General features: G+C 72.6%; 11 protein-coding genes and 2 pseudogenes. 6 read left to right on the top strand and 7 right to left on the bottom strand.

Annotation, left to right across the window (positions count from 1 at the left end):
- Positions 1-168 precede the first annotated feature (168 nt).
- The 3 genes from ACZ4Z5_RS01165 to ACZ4Z5_RS01155 form a co-directional block, all read right to left on the bottom strand.
- Positions 169-1,527, bottom strand: a complete 1,359-nt coding sequence (locus ACZ4Z5_RS01165) for an ATP-binding protein (RefSeq protein WP_468254775.1) — start codon at positions 1,525-1,527, stop codon at positions 169-171.
- Positions 1,524-2,273, bottom strand: a complete 750-nt coding sequence (locus ACZ4Z5_RS01160) for a hypothetical protein (RefSeq protein ID WP_468254772.1) — start codon at positions 2,271-2,273, stop codon at positions 1,524-1,526. Before ACZ4Z5_RS01160 ends, ACZ4Z5_RS01165 begins: the two co-directional genes overlap by 4 nt.
- A 414-nt stretch (positions 2,274-2,687) precedes the next feature.
- On the bottom strand, positions 2,688-3,194 hold the full coding sequence (locus ACZ4Z5_RS01155; protein WP_468254770.1) for a protein-tyrosine phosphatase family protein: 507 nt from the start codon (positions 3,192-3,194) through the stop codon (positions 2,688-2,690).
- Positions 3,195-3,298: 104 nt separating this feature from the next.
- Between ACZ4Z5_RS01155 and ACZ4Z5_RS01150 the strand changes: the two are divergent.
- Positions 3,299-3,760 (top strand): annotated as a pseudogene (locus ACZ4Z5_RS01150) (NERD domain-containing protein); the annotation flags it as partial.
- Positions 3,761-4,597: 837 nt separating this feature from the next.
- On the opposite strand, the gene ACZ4Z5_RS01145 reads toward ACZ4Z5_RS01150, so the two are convergent.
- The 3 genes from ACZ4Z5_RS01145 to ligD form a co-directional block, all read right to left on the bottom strand.
- A complete protein-coding gene (locus ACZ4Z5_RS01145) occupies positions 4,598-5,026 on the bottom strand; it encodes a nuclear transport factor 2 family protein (RefSeq protein ID WP_468254768.1) in 429 nt (142 codons plus the stop codon).
- A gap of 107 nt (positions 5,027-5,133) precedes the next feature.
- Entirely contained in the window at positions 5,134-6,048 is a 915-nt protein-coding gene (locus tag ACZ4Z5_RS01140) for an ATP-dependent DNA ligase (protein WP_468254765.1), read from the bottom strand.
- Positions 6,045-6,929: a non-homologous end-joining DNA ligase gene (ligD, locus tag ACZ4Z5_RS01135; RefSeq protein WP_468254763.1), complete on the bottom strand. Its 885-nt coding sequence runs from the start codon at positions 6,927-6,929 to the stop codon at positions 6,045-6,047. The genes ACZ4Z5_RS01140 and ligD overlap by 4 nt, the downstream gene beginning before the upstream one ends.
- A gap of 40 nt (positions 6,930-6,969) precedes the next feature.
- Between ligD and ku the strand changes: the two genes are divergently transcribed.
- The 3 genes from ku to ACZ4Z5_RS01120 all read left to right on the top strand — a co-directional run bounded on the left by ku (position 6,970) and on the right by ACZ4Z5_RS01120 (position 9,292).
- Positions 6,970-7,992: a non-homologous end joining protein Ku gene (gene ku / locus ACZ4Z5_RS01130; RefSeq protein WP_468254760.1), complete on the top strand. Its 1,023-nt coding sequence runs from the start codon at positions 6,970-6,972 to the stop codon at positions 7,990-7,992.
- A 127-nt stretch (positions 7,993-8,119) separates the two neighbouring features.
- Positions 8,120-8,194, top strand: a complete 75-nt coding sequence (locus ACZ4Z5_RS01125; protein ID WP_106430099.1) for a 50S ribosomal protein bL37 — start codon at positions 8,120-8,122, stop codon at positions 8,192-8,194.
- Between the two features lie 579 nt (positions 8,195-8,773).
- The gene (locus tag ACZ4Z5_RS01120) at positions 8,774-9,292 is read left to right on the top strand and encodes a CAP domain-containing protein (protein ID WP_468254757.1); all 519 of its coding nucleotides are present in this window, start codon (positions 8,774-8,776) and stop codon (positions 9,290-9,292) included.
- A gap of 94 nt (positions 9,293-9,386) precedes the next feature.
- On the opposite strand, the pseudogene ACZ4Z5_RS01115 reads toward ACZ4Z5_RS01120, so the two are convergent.
- Positions 9,387-9,608, bottom strand: a pseudogene (locus tag ACZ4Z5_RS01115) (hypothetical protein); the annotation flags it as partial.
- A gap of 1,081 nt (positions 9,609-10,689) precedes the next feature.
- On the opposite strand from ACZ4Z5_RS01115, the gene ACZ4Z5_RS01110 reads away from it, so the two are divergent.
- Together ACZ4Z5_RS01110 and ACZ4Z5_RS01105 are read left to right on the top strand one after the other, a co-directional pair.
- On the top strand, positions 10,690-11,604 hold the full coding sequence (locus tag ACZ4Z5_RS01110) for a universal stress protein (protein ID WP_468254753.1): 915 nt from the start codon (positions 10,690-10,692) through the stop codon (positions 11,602-11,604).
- A gap of 26 nt (positions 11,605-11,630) precedes the next feature.
- Complete coding sequence (locus tag ACZ4Z5_RS01105; protein ID WP_468254750.1) at positions 11,631-12,566, top strand: universal stress protein; 936 nt, start codon at positions 11,631-11,633, stop codon at positions 12,564-12,566.
- The last annotated feature ends 4 nt before the right edge of the window (positions 12,567-12,570 follow it).

Here is a 12,570-nt window from a genome sequence, read left to right as displayed (position 1 = left end):
CCGGCGGTGTCGCCGTCCGGTGGCAGGTGGGCGGCCGGGCAGCCAGGCGGCGGGCCGGGCGGCCAGGGTTCAGGCGGGCGCAGCGCGCCCTGGGGGATCGGTACCGTGCCGGTGCCGGCTCAGGGTTCGGCGCCGGAGGTCGTGCAGGCTACGCGCAGGGTGTCCACGTCAAGGGTCCGCGCAGGGCCACGGCCCAGACACCTGCGCCAGGGGTCCGCGCCAGGCATCGGTGCGGGACTGTGCGCAGGGGTCCGCCGCAGGCCCCGTCGCCGACGGATCGTCGGAGAAGCCCACGTACTCCGGCAGGGTCAGCCGGGCCACCGCCCCGCCGTCCGGGGCGTTGGAGAAGACCAGGTCCGCCCCGATCGCCGCCGTCTGGCCCACTGCGATCGTCAGCCCGAGGCCGTGGCCCTTGCCGCCGTCCGTACGGAAGCGCTGCGGCCCGTGGTCCAGCAGGTAGCGGGGAAACCCGGCCCCGTGGTCCCGTACGGTCACCACCGGCCCGTCCACCGTCACCATCACCGGCGCCTCACCGTGCGTATGGGCGTTGGTGATCAGATTGCCGAGCACCCGCTCCAGACGCCGCGCGTCGGTCTCCACACAGGCGTCCCGCACGACGACGAGCTCCGTGTCCGCCGTCGCTCCGCGCACCACGCGCCCGGCGAGCGGCGCCAGCGGCCGCACCTCCAGCTCGACCTGCTCGCTCCCCGTGTCCAGCCGGGAGATCTCCAGCAGGTCCTCGGTCAGTGCCCGCATGGCCCGCACCCGGTCCCGGACCATCTCGGCCGGACGCCCGGGCGGCAGCAGTTCGGCCGCGGCGTGCAGCCCGGTCAGCGGAGTGCGCAGCTCGTGCGCCACGTCCGCGGTGAACCGCTGCTCGCTCAGCAGCTTGCCCTGAAGGGTCGAGGCCATCGTGTCGAGTGCCCCGGCCACGATCGCGACCTCGTCCCGCGGCCGGGAACGCTTCTTTCGCAGCGGGTCGTCGACGCGCGCGTCGAGGTCGCCCTGACTGATCCGCCGCGCCACCTGGGCGGTCTGATGGAGCCGCCGGGTGACCCGGGTGACCGCGAACGAGCCGACGAGCAGCGTGGCGCCGATCGCCAGCACCGACGACCCGACGATGGCCCGGTCCAGGCGGGTGATCGTGGTGACGCTCTGGCTGTAGTCCACCGCGGCGGTGATCGCCCGCCCGTCGGCCGGTCCCGCCGCCCACATCGTCGGCCGCCCGTTCTGGTCGGCGACGACCGTGCCGCGGCGGCCGCTCAGCGCGAGGGTGCGCAGCCCGGCCGGCAGCCCGGGCGGATCGATGCCGCCGCCGCGCGGGAGCGGCTCACCGTCCTCGTAGGCCCGGGTGACCTCGGTGAGCCGGTCGAGGGCCTTCTTGCGCGCCTCGCCCACGGTCTGCCGGGTCACCGAGACGTGTACGAGCGCGCCCAGCAGCGCCGCGAGGGCACAGCACATGACCGTGATGAAGACCGCGGCCTTCCAGGTGAGGGTCGCGGTCCAGGCCGGGCGGCGGGGTCTCATCGGCCGCTCGGCGACGCGCTCGGTGACGGGGCGGGCGAGGAGGACGTGCCGTGCGTCGCATGCGTCGCCCCCGGGTTCGGCCGCAGGATCTCGTCCACCGTCGCCAGCATCGCGCGCTGCCGTTCGTCCCAGGACCAGGCGGTCCGGTACTCGTACCCGGGGATCCCGGCCGACACCGACCGCAGGATCAGGTCCCGGCCCGCCAGCTCGGCCTTCACCACCTGGTCGGACGTGGACATGATGCGCGTCAGCCGGCCCTTCTGCGGCATGTAGACCCGGACGGCGATCTGCTGCTCCGGCATCCTGACGGCGACGATCAGCTCGTCCCGCCCGTCGCCGGTGAGGTCCCGGTAGTACGGCGTCATCACCGGACAGGACTTCGGGTCGTCGGCGCAGGTGCGGAACTGCCGCACGGTTTCCGGGTACAGCGCGTCGGGCGCGTCGGTGTCGGCCGGCTGGGCCTCCGCCTCGGCCCGTACGACGGCGACGGGGTCCACCTTGTGGACGTTCTCGTCGGGAACCTTGATGCCCGGTACGCGCACGGTGTCCGTCTCCCCGTACCCGTACGGTGTCGCCGTGGGGCGTGGAAGATCGGGCCACAGCTGCACCGGACCCACGGCCGCGGCCGTCGCGCCCGCGCTGCGCAGCCCGCCCGGTTCGTCGCAGCCGGACAGCAGCACGACGGCGAGCACGACGGCACCGGCCGTGACCGCGCACGGCAGCACAGCGGGGTGGAGCGGGCCCAAGGCATTCCTCCGGACGATCGAGCGCTCCGCAAACCTTATGGGAGCCACCGTCCTCCGGCCCGTCCGGAGCCGCCGACGACACCCGGCGGGTCGGACGCGGTCCGGCGAGGCGGGCTGGGGCTTGGTGCGGTCCGGGCGGACACGTCCTGGGATGTCCTCGGGGCCGGCGGGTGGTCCGACCCGCGGGCCGGGGTTCGGTGCCCCCTTGAGCCCGCGACCCCGAGCCGAGCCGGTGACTCCGGCGCCGTGAGCCGGTCGGCCGCAGAGTCCGCAAGCCGGTGACTCCGTAAGCCGGTGATTCCGTAAGCCTGCGGTTCCGTGAGCCTGCGGTTCCGTGAGCCTGTGAGTCCGTTGGCCGGTGAACCCGTCAGCCGCTCGGTGCCTCAGCCGCTCGGTGCCTCAGCCGCTCGGCGCTCAGTCCGCCTGGCCCTCCATGAGCCGCGCCGCTTCCAGCCCGGCCCTGAGGTAGTCCACGAACGTCCGGTTGTGCAGTGCCCACGGCGACCTCCTCCGCCGGATCAGCCGGATCGCCTCGTCGGCCGGGCGTCCTCCGAGCATCAGGGTCTGCGCGACCACCAGCCCCGACCGGTTGTATCCGTGATGGCACCGTACGAGGACCCGGCGCCCCAGCCGGAGCGAACTGCTCGTGGTCTCCGCCAGGGCCATCACCTCTCCCAGGGCCGTGCCGGTGAGACGTGCGTCGGGGATCTCCAGCACATGGTGCTCGACACCGGGGGAGGGGCCGTGGCCGGGCCGCCGCAGCAGGCTCACGACCAGGTCGAACTCCTCCCGTACGACGACCCGTTCCGGTGCTCCCGCCGTACCGGCACGTTCGTGGCCGCCCATCCACAGTCCGGGGACGATCTCGTCCCACGAGCTGTCGGGCGTCGGCACGTCCCGACTCTTGTCGTGCGTCCGCACACGCCACCCCCTTCGGGTACGTCGTCCACGTTAGCCGGACGGTTGCCCCTCCGGGTGCTGTGCTGGTCCCATGGCTGCCATGGACGGAAGTGGGTGACACGGCCATGCCGGGACTTCGGGTCACACCCGTACGGCTGCGGGGCCCGGGTGCGCGGCAGCGGCTGTACGTCAGCCGGCCCGAGGACGGACTGAACGTCGCGTGGTACGACCGGCACACCCGGCGGATGAGCCTGCTCTACCCGGAACTGCGCGAGGCGGTCCTCGAAGCCCTCGCCCCCTTCGTCACCGGCGAGATCACCGTGGGCCCGCCCCCGGTACCGGACGCGGCCGAACTCCGTCGGCTGTCCCTCCATCCCGACGACGACCTCGCCCCCAACCGGCCGGGCGAGGCGCTTCTCGTCGCACTCGAACGCTTCCCGGCGGGTCCGCTGCACGGGCTCGGGCTCGGGCTCGGGCACCGGGGCGACCCGCGGCGTGCGGCGCTCGCCGCGCAGCAGTCGATCGGCGGGGAACTGGAGCGCCTGGAGTCGGGCGGCTGGCGGGTGCTGCATTCCGTACCGCTTCCGCTGCCGCTCGGGTACTCCGCGGGCCCGGGTGGCGTACGAGCGGCCCGACTCGTCAGCGGGGGTTCGCGGCGGACCCTGCCGGAGAACGGGGCGGGCGCAACGGCCGGCGACCGGTCGCGCGGTACGGGCGACGACAGGCCGGGTGCCACGGCTGGTGACCCGTCGGGGGTCCGGCCACGCGAATGGCCGCCCCGACTGCCGCGTGACCTGGTCGGCGGACCGCTGGACGTGTCCTTCGGCGGCCTTCCCACCGGCCTGCGTGTCGACCACCTGTTGATCGGCCCCGGGGGCGTCGTGGCCGTACGTACCCTGCCGACCGGCGCGCGGCGCGTACGGATCGCCGACCCGATGGTCGTCACCGGCCGGGGCCGGCCGGTTCCCGAACTCCGCTGGGTCCGCGGGATCGCCGCGCTGACCGGTCACGTCCTGGGCGTCGGCGTCATGCCGGTACTCGCCCTGGACGGCACGTCCCGGGTTTCCTGCCCCGGCGAACCGCCGAAGGACGTCCGCGTACTGCGCGGCGGCGGGGTCGCGGACGTCCTGTGGCGGCTCGGCGGTGTGCTCCGGCCCGAGGACGTCGAGGCCTTGTACGCGAGGGCGCGGGACCGCAGGACCTGGCTTCCGCAGCGGTAGGCGTACCGGCCGTCCGGGACGGCGGACCTGGGGGCCGGGGGACCTGGACGCCGGGCGGCGGGTGGGTCGGACGACGGACGGGCGCGGGGGACGGAAAAGGGGAGGGTGAGGCATCAGGGTGAGGCATCAGGGTGAGGCATCAGGGTGAGGCATCAGGGTGAGGCATCAGGGTGAGGCATCAGGGTGAGGCATCAGGGTGAGGCGTCAGAGGGAGTCGCCCCAACCGGCCTGGATCATGGTCTGGAACGCCCAGGTCCCGCCCCGCCGCACGAGCACGTCGGCGTAGTGCAGCCGCCGCGACTCACCGCCCGCGGTCATGACGGAGTCCGTGAACACCACCGCCATCGCGGGGCTGAGGAACACCGGCGTACGGGTCGACTCGAAGGAGATCTCCTCGCCTCCTTCGCCCATCACCTGGGTCATCGTCTCGATGAACTGTTTCCGGTCCCACTGGGCCGTACGGCCGTCGCCGGAGGAGTCGTCGCTGACCAGATTGAGCGGGAAGACCGCCATGTCGGCCATCCGCTCGACCTCGCGACGGGCGCCGGCGGCGTCGTACTCGGCGAACCAGGCGTCGAGGCTCGCCCGGTCCTCGGCGCTGGGGGTGAATCCGGTGTCGGGCAGTACGGTCACGAGGCCTCCTGGTCGTTGCGGTCGGCACGATCGCCCTCTGTTAGTCAAACTTGACTACGTGCGGGGACAGGGAATGTATCCCGCGCATTCCATGTAGTCAAACTTGATTACTGAAGATCGTCGCGAAGCCGGAGAACCGTCACGAACGCATGCCGCGTCGTCTGCTGTCCCACCTCGACCACCAGCTCCGGCGCCACCCGTCGATAGGTGATCTCGCCGAGTCCGTGAGCCGTGGCCGTTCCCTCGCCCTCCGCGGGAACCCGCGCGAGCGCGGCCCCCACCGGCCCGCGAAGGGAAGGGCCCAGCGGACTCGACACCACGGGGGTGTCGTCGTCGCCCGCCACCACCAGCACCAGCGCGGCCGGCCGAAGGACCCCGCCCGTGTAGCCGACGACCACCGCGTCCCGCGACTGCGTGTGCCGCAGCTTCCGCCAGGCCCGCACACCGCCCCGGTACGGCTGGCCGACGCGCTTCATCACGAGCCCCTCGACACCGGTGGCGGGCAGCGCGTCGAACCAGACGAGCGCCTGCTCCCGGTCCGTGGTCATCGGAACCGGCTGGATCGGCGGGCCGAGCGGTGAGACCAGCTCCACGAGCCGCGCGCGCCGCTGCGCGTAGGACTGCCCGCGCAGATCCTCGCCCTCGTCGGCCAGCAGATCGAACGCCGCGTACGAAGCGGGCAGCCGCCGCGCCAGGCTCGGCGCGCGGGACGCGGTGGCCGCGGCGCGGCGCTGGACCGCGGCGAAGTCCGTACGCCCCTCCGTCCACACCACGATCTCGCCGTCCAGCACCGTACCCGGGGGCAGCGCCTCCGCCGCCGCCACCAGGTCAGGGAACGCCTTCGACACCAGCCGCCCCGACCGTGCCTGCAGCGTCACGCCCTCCGCATCCCGGAAGACCACGACGCGGTGCCCGTCGAACTTCGGCTCGTACGCCCAGTCGTCACCCGGCGGCAGTTCGGCGACCGACTCGGCGAGCGCCACGCGGAGCGGAGGCCGCAGCGGCGGCCGGGGCGGGGTCACGGCAGCGGCCTGCCGCGCGCGGGGTCGGTCAGTGGCTCCAGCAGCTCCCCGTGCCGCGCGAGGCGCTCCGCGACGTCCCCGGCCAGGAACACCAGCTCGGCGGGATCCCGGCAGCCCTCCACCTCGTCCCAGGTCACCGGCGCGGACACGGCCGGCTTCTGCCTGGCGCGCAGGGTGTACGGCGTGGCCGTCGTCTTCATCGCCGCGTTCTGGCTGTGGTCGACGAAGACCTTGCCCGGACGCAGCGCGCGGGTCATGCGGTGCAGCGCCAGGTCCGGAAGGGCCTTCTGCATCTCCACGGCCAGGCCCTTCGCGTACGCGGACACCCGCTCCGACGGGGTGGGCTCCACCGGCACCAGCAGATGCAGTCCCTTCGAGCCCGACGTCTTCGCGAACACCTCGAAGCCGTCGGCCTCCAGCCGCTCCCGCAGCCGGCACGCCACCTCGCAGCACTGCACGACGGTGGCGGGCGGGCCCGGATCGAGGTCGAAGACCATGCGGTCGGCGACGGCGGGAGAGTCGGCCTGCCACTGGTGGGTGTGGAACTCCACGACCAGGTTGGCGGCCCACACCAGCGACGGCAGGTCATCGATCACCACCTGTCGCGCCCCGGGGTCCTCCGACCTCCGCACCGGCGCCGTCCTCACCCATGCGGGCGTGCCCGGCGGCGGGTTCTTGGTGAAGAACAGCTGCCCCTCCGGACCGTCCGGATAGCGCAGGAACGACACGGCCCGGTTCCTCAAGTGCGGCAGCAGCGCGTCCGCGGTCGTCGCGTAGTAGTGCAGCACCTCGCCCTTGGTGGTTCCGGTCGCCGGATACAGCACCTTGTCCAGGTTGCTGAGCGCCAGTCGCCGCCCCTCCACCTCCGTGATCGGCGTCATACGATGAGAATCCCATGAAACCGGGCGAAAGGGGCAAACCGTGCGATCCATCTGGAACGGGGCGATCGCTTTCGGGCTGGTGTCCATCCCGATCAAGCTGGTGAACGCGACGGAGAGCCACTCGATCTCGTTCCGCCAGGTCCACGCGAAGGACAGCGGCCGCATCCGGTACCGCAAGGTCTGCGAACTCGACGGCGAGGAGGTCCCCGCCGACGAGATCACCAAGGCCTACGAGGACGCCGACGGCTCCCTGATCCCGATCACCGACGAGGACCTCCAGCAGCTCCCGCTGCCCACGGCCAAGACCGTCGAGATCGTCGCCTTCGTCCCCGCGGACAGCATCGACCCCCTCCAGATCGACACCGCCTACTACCTCGCAGCCAACGGCGTGCCGGCCGCCAAGCCCTACACCCTGCTGAGGGAGGCCCTGAAACGCAGCCGCAAGGTCGCCATCGCCAAGTTCGCCCTGCGCGGCCGGGAGCGCCTGGGCATGCTCCGCGTCGTCGACGAGGTCATCGCCATGCACGGCCTTCTGTGGCCCGACGAGATCCGTGCCCCCGAAGGAGTCGCCCCCGACACCTCCGTCACCGTCCGCGACGCCGAACTCGACCTGGCCGAAGCCCTCATGGACACCCTGGGGGAAGTCGGCATCGACACCCTCCACGACGACTACCGCGAAGCCCTCGAGTCCCTCATCGCCGCGAAGGCCGAGGGCGTCACCCCCGAGGTGGAGGCCCCGCCCGCCGCGACCGGCCGCGTCATCGACCTCATGGCCGCCCTGGAGAAGAGCGTCTCGGCGGCCAGACAGTCCCGCGGTGAGGAACCCGCGGAGGTCACCCCGCTGCCCGCACGCAAACAGGCGACCGGGAAAGCGGCGGCGTCCCCGAAATCCACCAGCGCGAGGAAGTCCACGTCCCGGACGGCGAAGAAGGCAGCCGAAGCCAAGAAGTCCACGACGAAGAAGGCCGCGGCGAAGAAGACCACGACGGCCAAGACCACGGCCGAATCCACAGGCAAATCAACGACGAAGAAGGCCGCCCCACGCAAACGAGCCTCGGCCTGACGGACTTGCCCGCCGTGCCCTCGCCTCTGATGCGGCCACGAGGGGCCGAATCTAGACTGGCGATGCGTGGAACGCCCGGTTGAACCCGAATGAACTTGAATGGACCCGATCGAAGGAGATGCCGACCATGTCCAAGCGAGGCAACAAGCGACGCGCCCGGAAGAAGAGAAAAGCGAACCACGGCAAGCGCCCCAACGCCTGAGCTGCCGGCCCGCCGGCCGGCCCACTCACAAAAGTGCCTCCTTCTCGGCCCGTTCCCGGCGGGTGAAGGAGGCACTGCGCTGTTCCCGGCCGCCCGGCCGACGCTCCCGCCCACATTCCGCGATGGTGATGCGACCACCTGATTCTGCGTCACTTTCTCGTGGGCGGCGTGGGCAGCGGACCGCAGGACCGGACCGGCACACCGGTCACGGAGGCCGGCCGAGGATTCCCAATTCGTGGCCCTGCGCCATGGGGATTACTGTGGAGCCATAAGAGCAGGCGTCGTCCTACCCCTCACCTGGGTGACGAAAGAGGCCGCACACGATCTCGTCGCCACCGCCTGAAGTGGCGCGGGGGTATGCCGCGGGTCCCGCAGAACGCAGGCCATGCGCCGGGACTCGGCACGCTCGGCCCCGAAGTGGATCGGAACACATTCCGTGTCGGTGCGTCGCGCGCGTCCGCCCATGCGAATTCACGGCGCGCGAGCGTCTCCGGGTCCGGGATATCGCCGGAATATCGCTGACGGACGACGCCTGGCAGTCGGGCACCACACCGACCGCCCCCGACGAAAGGGAAGGCCGTGCGAACGAAGACCAACCGAGTACGCCGCATCTGCGCTGCCGCATGTGCGGCCCCTCTGCTGGTGCTCACCGGCGCAGTCGGCGCCGGTGCGGCGACACCGTCAGGCGCCTCACAGCTCGCTCGCCCCGGCGTCGTCCAGCAGAGCTCTGCGGGCGAGATCCTGCAGTTGGTCAACGCGGAGCGTGAGAAGGCCGGTTGCCCGGCCCTCCAGGAGAACGCACAGCTCACCGCGGCCGCCAAGGCCCATGCGGACGACATGGCCAAGAACAACCTGACCGGTCACACCGGGTCCGACGGATCGAGCGCGACGCAGCGGATCGAGAAGGCCGGCTACACCAATTGGCGCAGCCTGGCCGAGAACGTCTCCGGCCCCGGCTACGCCTCGTCGAAGGCCCACGTCGAAGGCTGGCTGAACAGCCCCGACCACAAGAAGGACATGCTGAACTGCAACTACAAGGACACAGGCGTAGCCGTGTCCGGTGACTACGCGGTCCAGGTCTTCGCAACGCCTTGGTGATCGAGGCCGCCGCCGGCAACCGGACCTCCACCAGCGAGCGTCGAGGGCCCGGCCGGCGCCGCGTGCAGGTCGACCTGCCACTCGCTCGCGACACCTATTGGGCGCCCACCCCGTGAGGCCGCGCCGCTGCTCGGCCGGGAGGCGTGACCGGGTACCGCACGCCGAACCACTGCTCGGCGCCGTACTCCTCGAACCGCTCCACCTCGGTGAACCCCAGCTTCGCCGCGAGGCGCATCGCGCGGTCGTTGGCGGTCTGGGTGCAGAGCACCACCGGCTCGCCGGGAAGCGCGTCGGCGAACCAGTCGATTGCTGCTGCGCGGAACCCCGGCGCGCAGCAGCCGGGCGCGGACATCCCGCCTGAACGGCAGCGGGCCGCACGGGAACACCGTGGCGTTCTCGGCCGGTTCGATGCCGTCGAGGTTCATCAGGCCCTCGCGGGCATCGGGTTCCTCCGGGCCGGGGCGCTCGTACCAGAAGACCGCGCGGGAGCCCGGCAGTCGCCCGGCCAGCTCGCGCGTCTCGGTGCGCAGGGCGTGCTCTGCGGGGGAGCGGTCGGCGTGCAGGACCAGCACCGGACGAGTGGCACCGAGGGCCGTGGGATGGGCCAGGATGCTGGTCAGATGTCCGGGCGGGTGTCCGGATCGTCGAGCAGGGCGGTCGCGAATCCGGCGATCGAGCCGGCCAGCGCACGGCGCTGTGCTCCGCTTGCCTGGTGTGTAGCAGGCACCGGACCGCGTTTCGGGGCTGTTGCGCGGCGCTGGGCGAAGAGGGGCCGAACGGCCCCATCGGTTCGGGTACATCGGCCCCGCAACGCACTTCGCCGCGGGGCCGCACGGCACCGGGGCGACCTCCTGTCGGCCCTGTCCGCCGCGGTCCTCTCCGGGGGAGTGCCCGACGCGACCGCCGGGCCCCCGAAAGCGTCGCGCCGAGGGGAACGAGCCCGGGCGGGCAAACTGGTCGCGGCGCCACTGCGGGGTGGCCGGCCTGCCGCCGGTCGCGCGAGCCACGAGTGCCGACAGCAGGGCAGCGCACCGAGTCCGGGCGTCGAACGGTGCCACCGCGGAGTACCGCCGACCGAGCTCTGGGACGTGATCCTCCTTTGGCCGAAGGATCTGGGGGACAGCCGGGACCCTGGTCTGCCGTGAGATGCCGGATGTCCCGTGGCAGACCGTCTGCCGGCACAGCCGGCCGGTACCGCTCGCCGGTCCAAGGGCCGGGCAGCGGCAGACAACGCATTTTGCGCCGACCGGAGTCGGGGGCGTCCGGACGCCGCCGTTCCTTTCGGCCGTTCCCGGTTGGGGCCTATCGGTCCCCTACCGGGGACCTGCGGTCTCTGCACCGTGCCGCTGTCCCGCCACCAGGCTGTGGCCGGAACCCCGATTCAGGAGGTGGACGCCATGTCCCGCACCGTCACCGTGGGCCTCGACGGCTCGTCCGAGAGCCGTGCCGCCGCCGAGTGGGCGGCCCGAGAGGCGAAGCTGCGCGGCCTGCCGCTGCGGCTGGTGCACGTCTGGGAGCCCGTCCCGGAACCCGTCGCGCAGGCCCCGCTCCCGGGTGCCGGGACACAGCAGCACTGGAAGGAGCGGATTCCGCGCGAGGCGGCTGAGGGACTGCGCCTGCGCCACCCCGGCGTGCACGTGGACGTGGAGCAGATTCCCGGCAGGCCGGTGGACGTACTGACGCAGGAGGGGCAGGCGGCGAAGGGCACCGAGCTGCTGGTCCTCGGCTCGCGCGGGCTGAGCGGCATCGGGGGATTCCTCGTCGGTTCTGTCGGCATGTCCGTGATCGCGCACACCGACACCCCCGTGGTCCTGGTACGGGCCGGGGAGCAGGCCGCCGACGAGCACGAGGCGGATCCGGCGGGCATCCCGTCCGCCGCCACCGCGTACCGGCCCGTGGTGCTCGGCCTCGACACCGGGCATCCCCATGACGCGGTGATCGCTTTCGCCTTCGAGGAGGCCGCCCGCCGGGGCACCGTACTGAAGGCCGTGCACGGCTGGATCCTGCCGCCGTACTACGCCTACGGCCTGCCCGTAGACCTCGAACTCAACGCCGAACTGGGCCGGCAGGAGGCCGCCGCCCTGGCCAAGGTTCTGCGCCCCTGGCGGGAGAAGTACCCGGACGTCGAGGTCGTCGAGGAGTCCCGCCCCGGCAGCCCCGCCGACCGCGTCATCGGCGCCTCCCGCGAGGCATCCCTGGTCGTCGTCGGCCGCCGGATCCGCCGCAGCCCGTTCGGTGCCCACATCGGGCCCGTCACGCACGCGGTGCTGCACCACGCCACCGCCCCTGTCGCCGTCGTCGCGCACGACTGAGCGCACCACGGGAGGGAGTGGAGATCATGAACGCACCGGTCGAACGAGCCCTGTCCGGGCCCCTGGTCGTGGGCGTGGACGGTTCCGAGCCGAGCTTGCGAGCCGTCGACTGGGCGTCCGACGAGGCCGCGCTGCGCGGGGTGCCGCTGCGGGTGGTGTTCGCCTGCCTGTGGGAGCGGTACGAGGGCGCCGCACTCGCCCGGGACGTCGGCAGGCCGGCCGCGTCGCTGCCCTTGGCCCAGGACGTCGTCGGCGCCGCTGCTCGGCGGGCACGCGCCCGGCACCCCGACCTGAACGTGACCGCCGACGTGGTGTTCGAGGAGCCGGAGTACGTCCTTGTGCGCGAGGGACGGAACGCGTCCGCGCTGGTGGTGGGCACCCGCGGCCGCAGCGGCATCGCCGAGCTGCTGCTCGGCTCCGTCAGTCTGGCCGTCGCCGCCCACGCCGACTGCCCGGTGATCGTGCTGCGCGGCAGCCACGACAACCAGGCGACGCCCCCGGTGCGCGGTCGTGTCGTCGTGGGCGTCGGCGACGACGCGAAGGAGTCGGCGGCCGTGCGCTTCGCCGTCGAGGAGGCCCGCCGACGCGGCGTGCCTCTGGAAGCCGTACGGGCCTGGCGGTGCCCCGCGCACGACACCACCGGCCACCCTCACCCGGACTTCGTCCGGGCGTACCCCGAGCCGGGCGGTGAGCCCGCACGCCTGTACGAGGAGAAGGCGGCCGGGGAACTGGAGGCGGCGCTGCAGGCCGTCCCGGCGGACATCGAGGTGCGCCGGCGCACCGTCGAGGGCCACGCCCGCCGGGTTCTGGTCGACGCCTCGCACGAGGCCGACCTGCTGGTGGTCGGTGCCCGGTGTCGCGAAGGGCACTTCGGGCTCCAGCTCGGACGTGTCGCCCACGCGGCACTGCACTACTCCGCCTGCCCGGTCGCCGTCGTACCGCACCGGGAGCACGACGCCTGACCGG

The organism is Streptomyces sp. NPDC030222 (genome assembly GCF_055573115.1).
The sequence above is the reverse complement of the archived record's forward strand: the minus strand, read 5'-3'. Positions and strand labels throughout refer to the sequence as shown.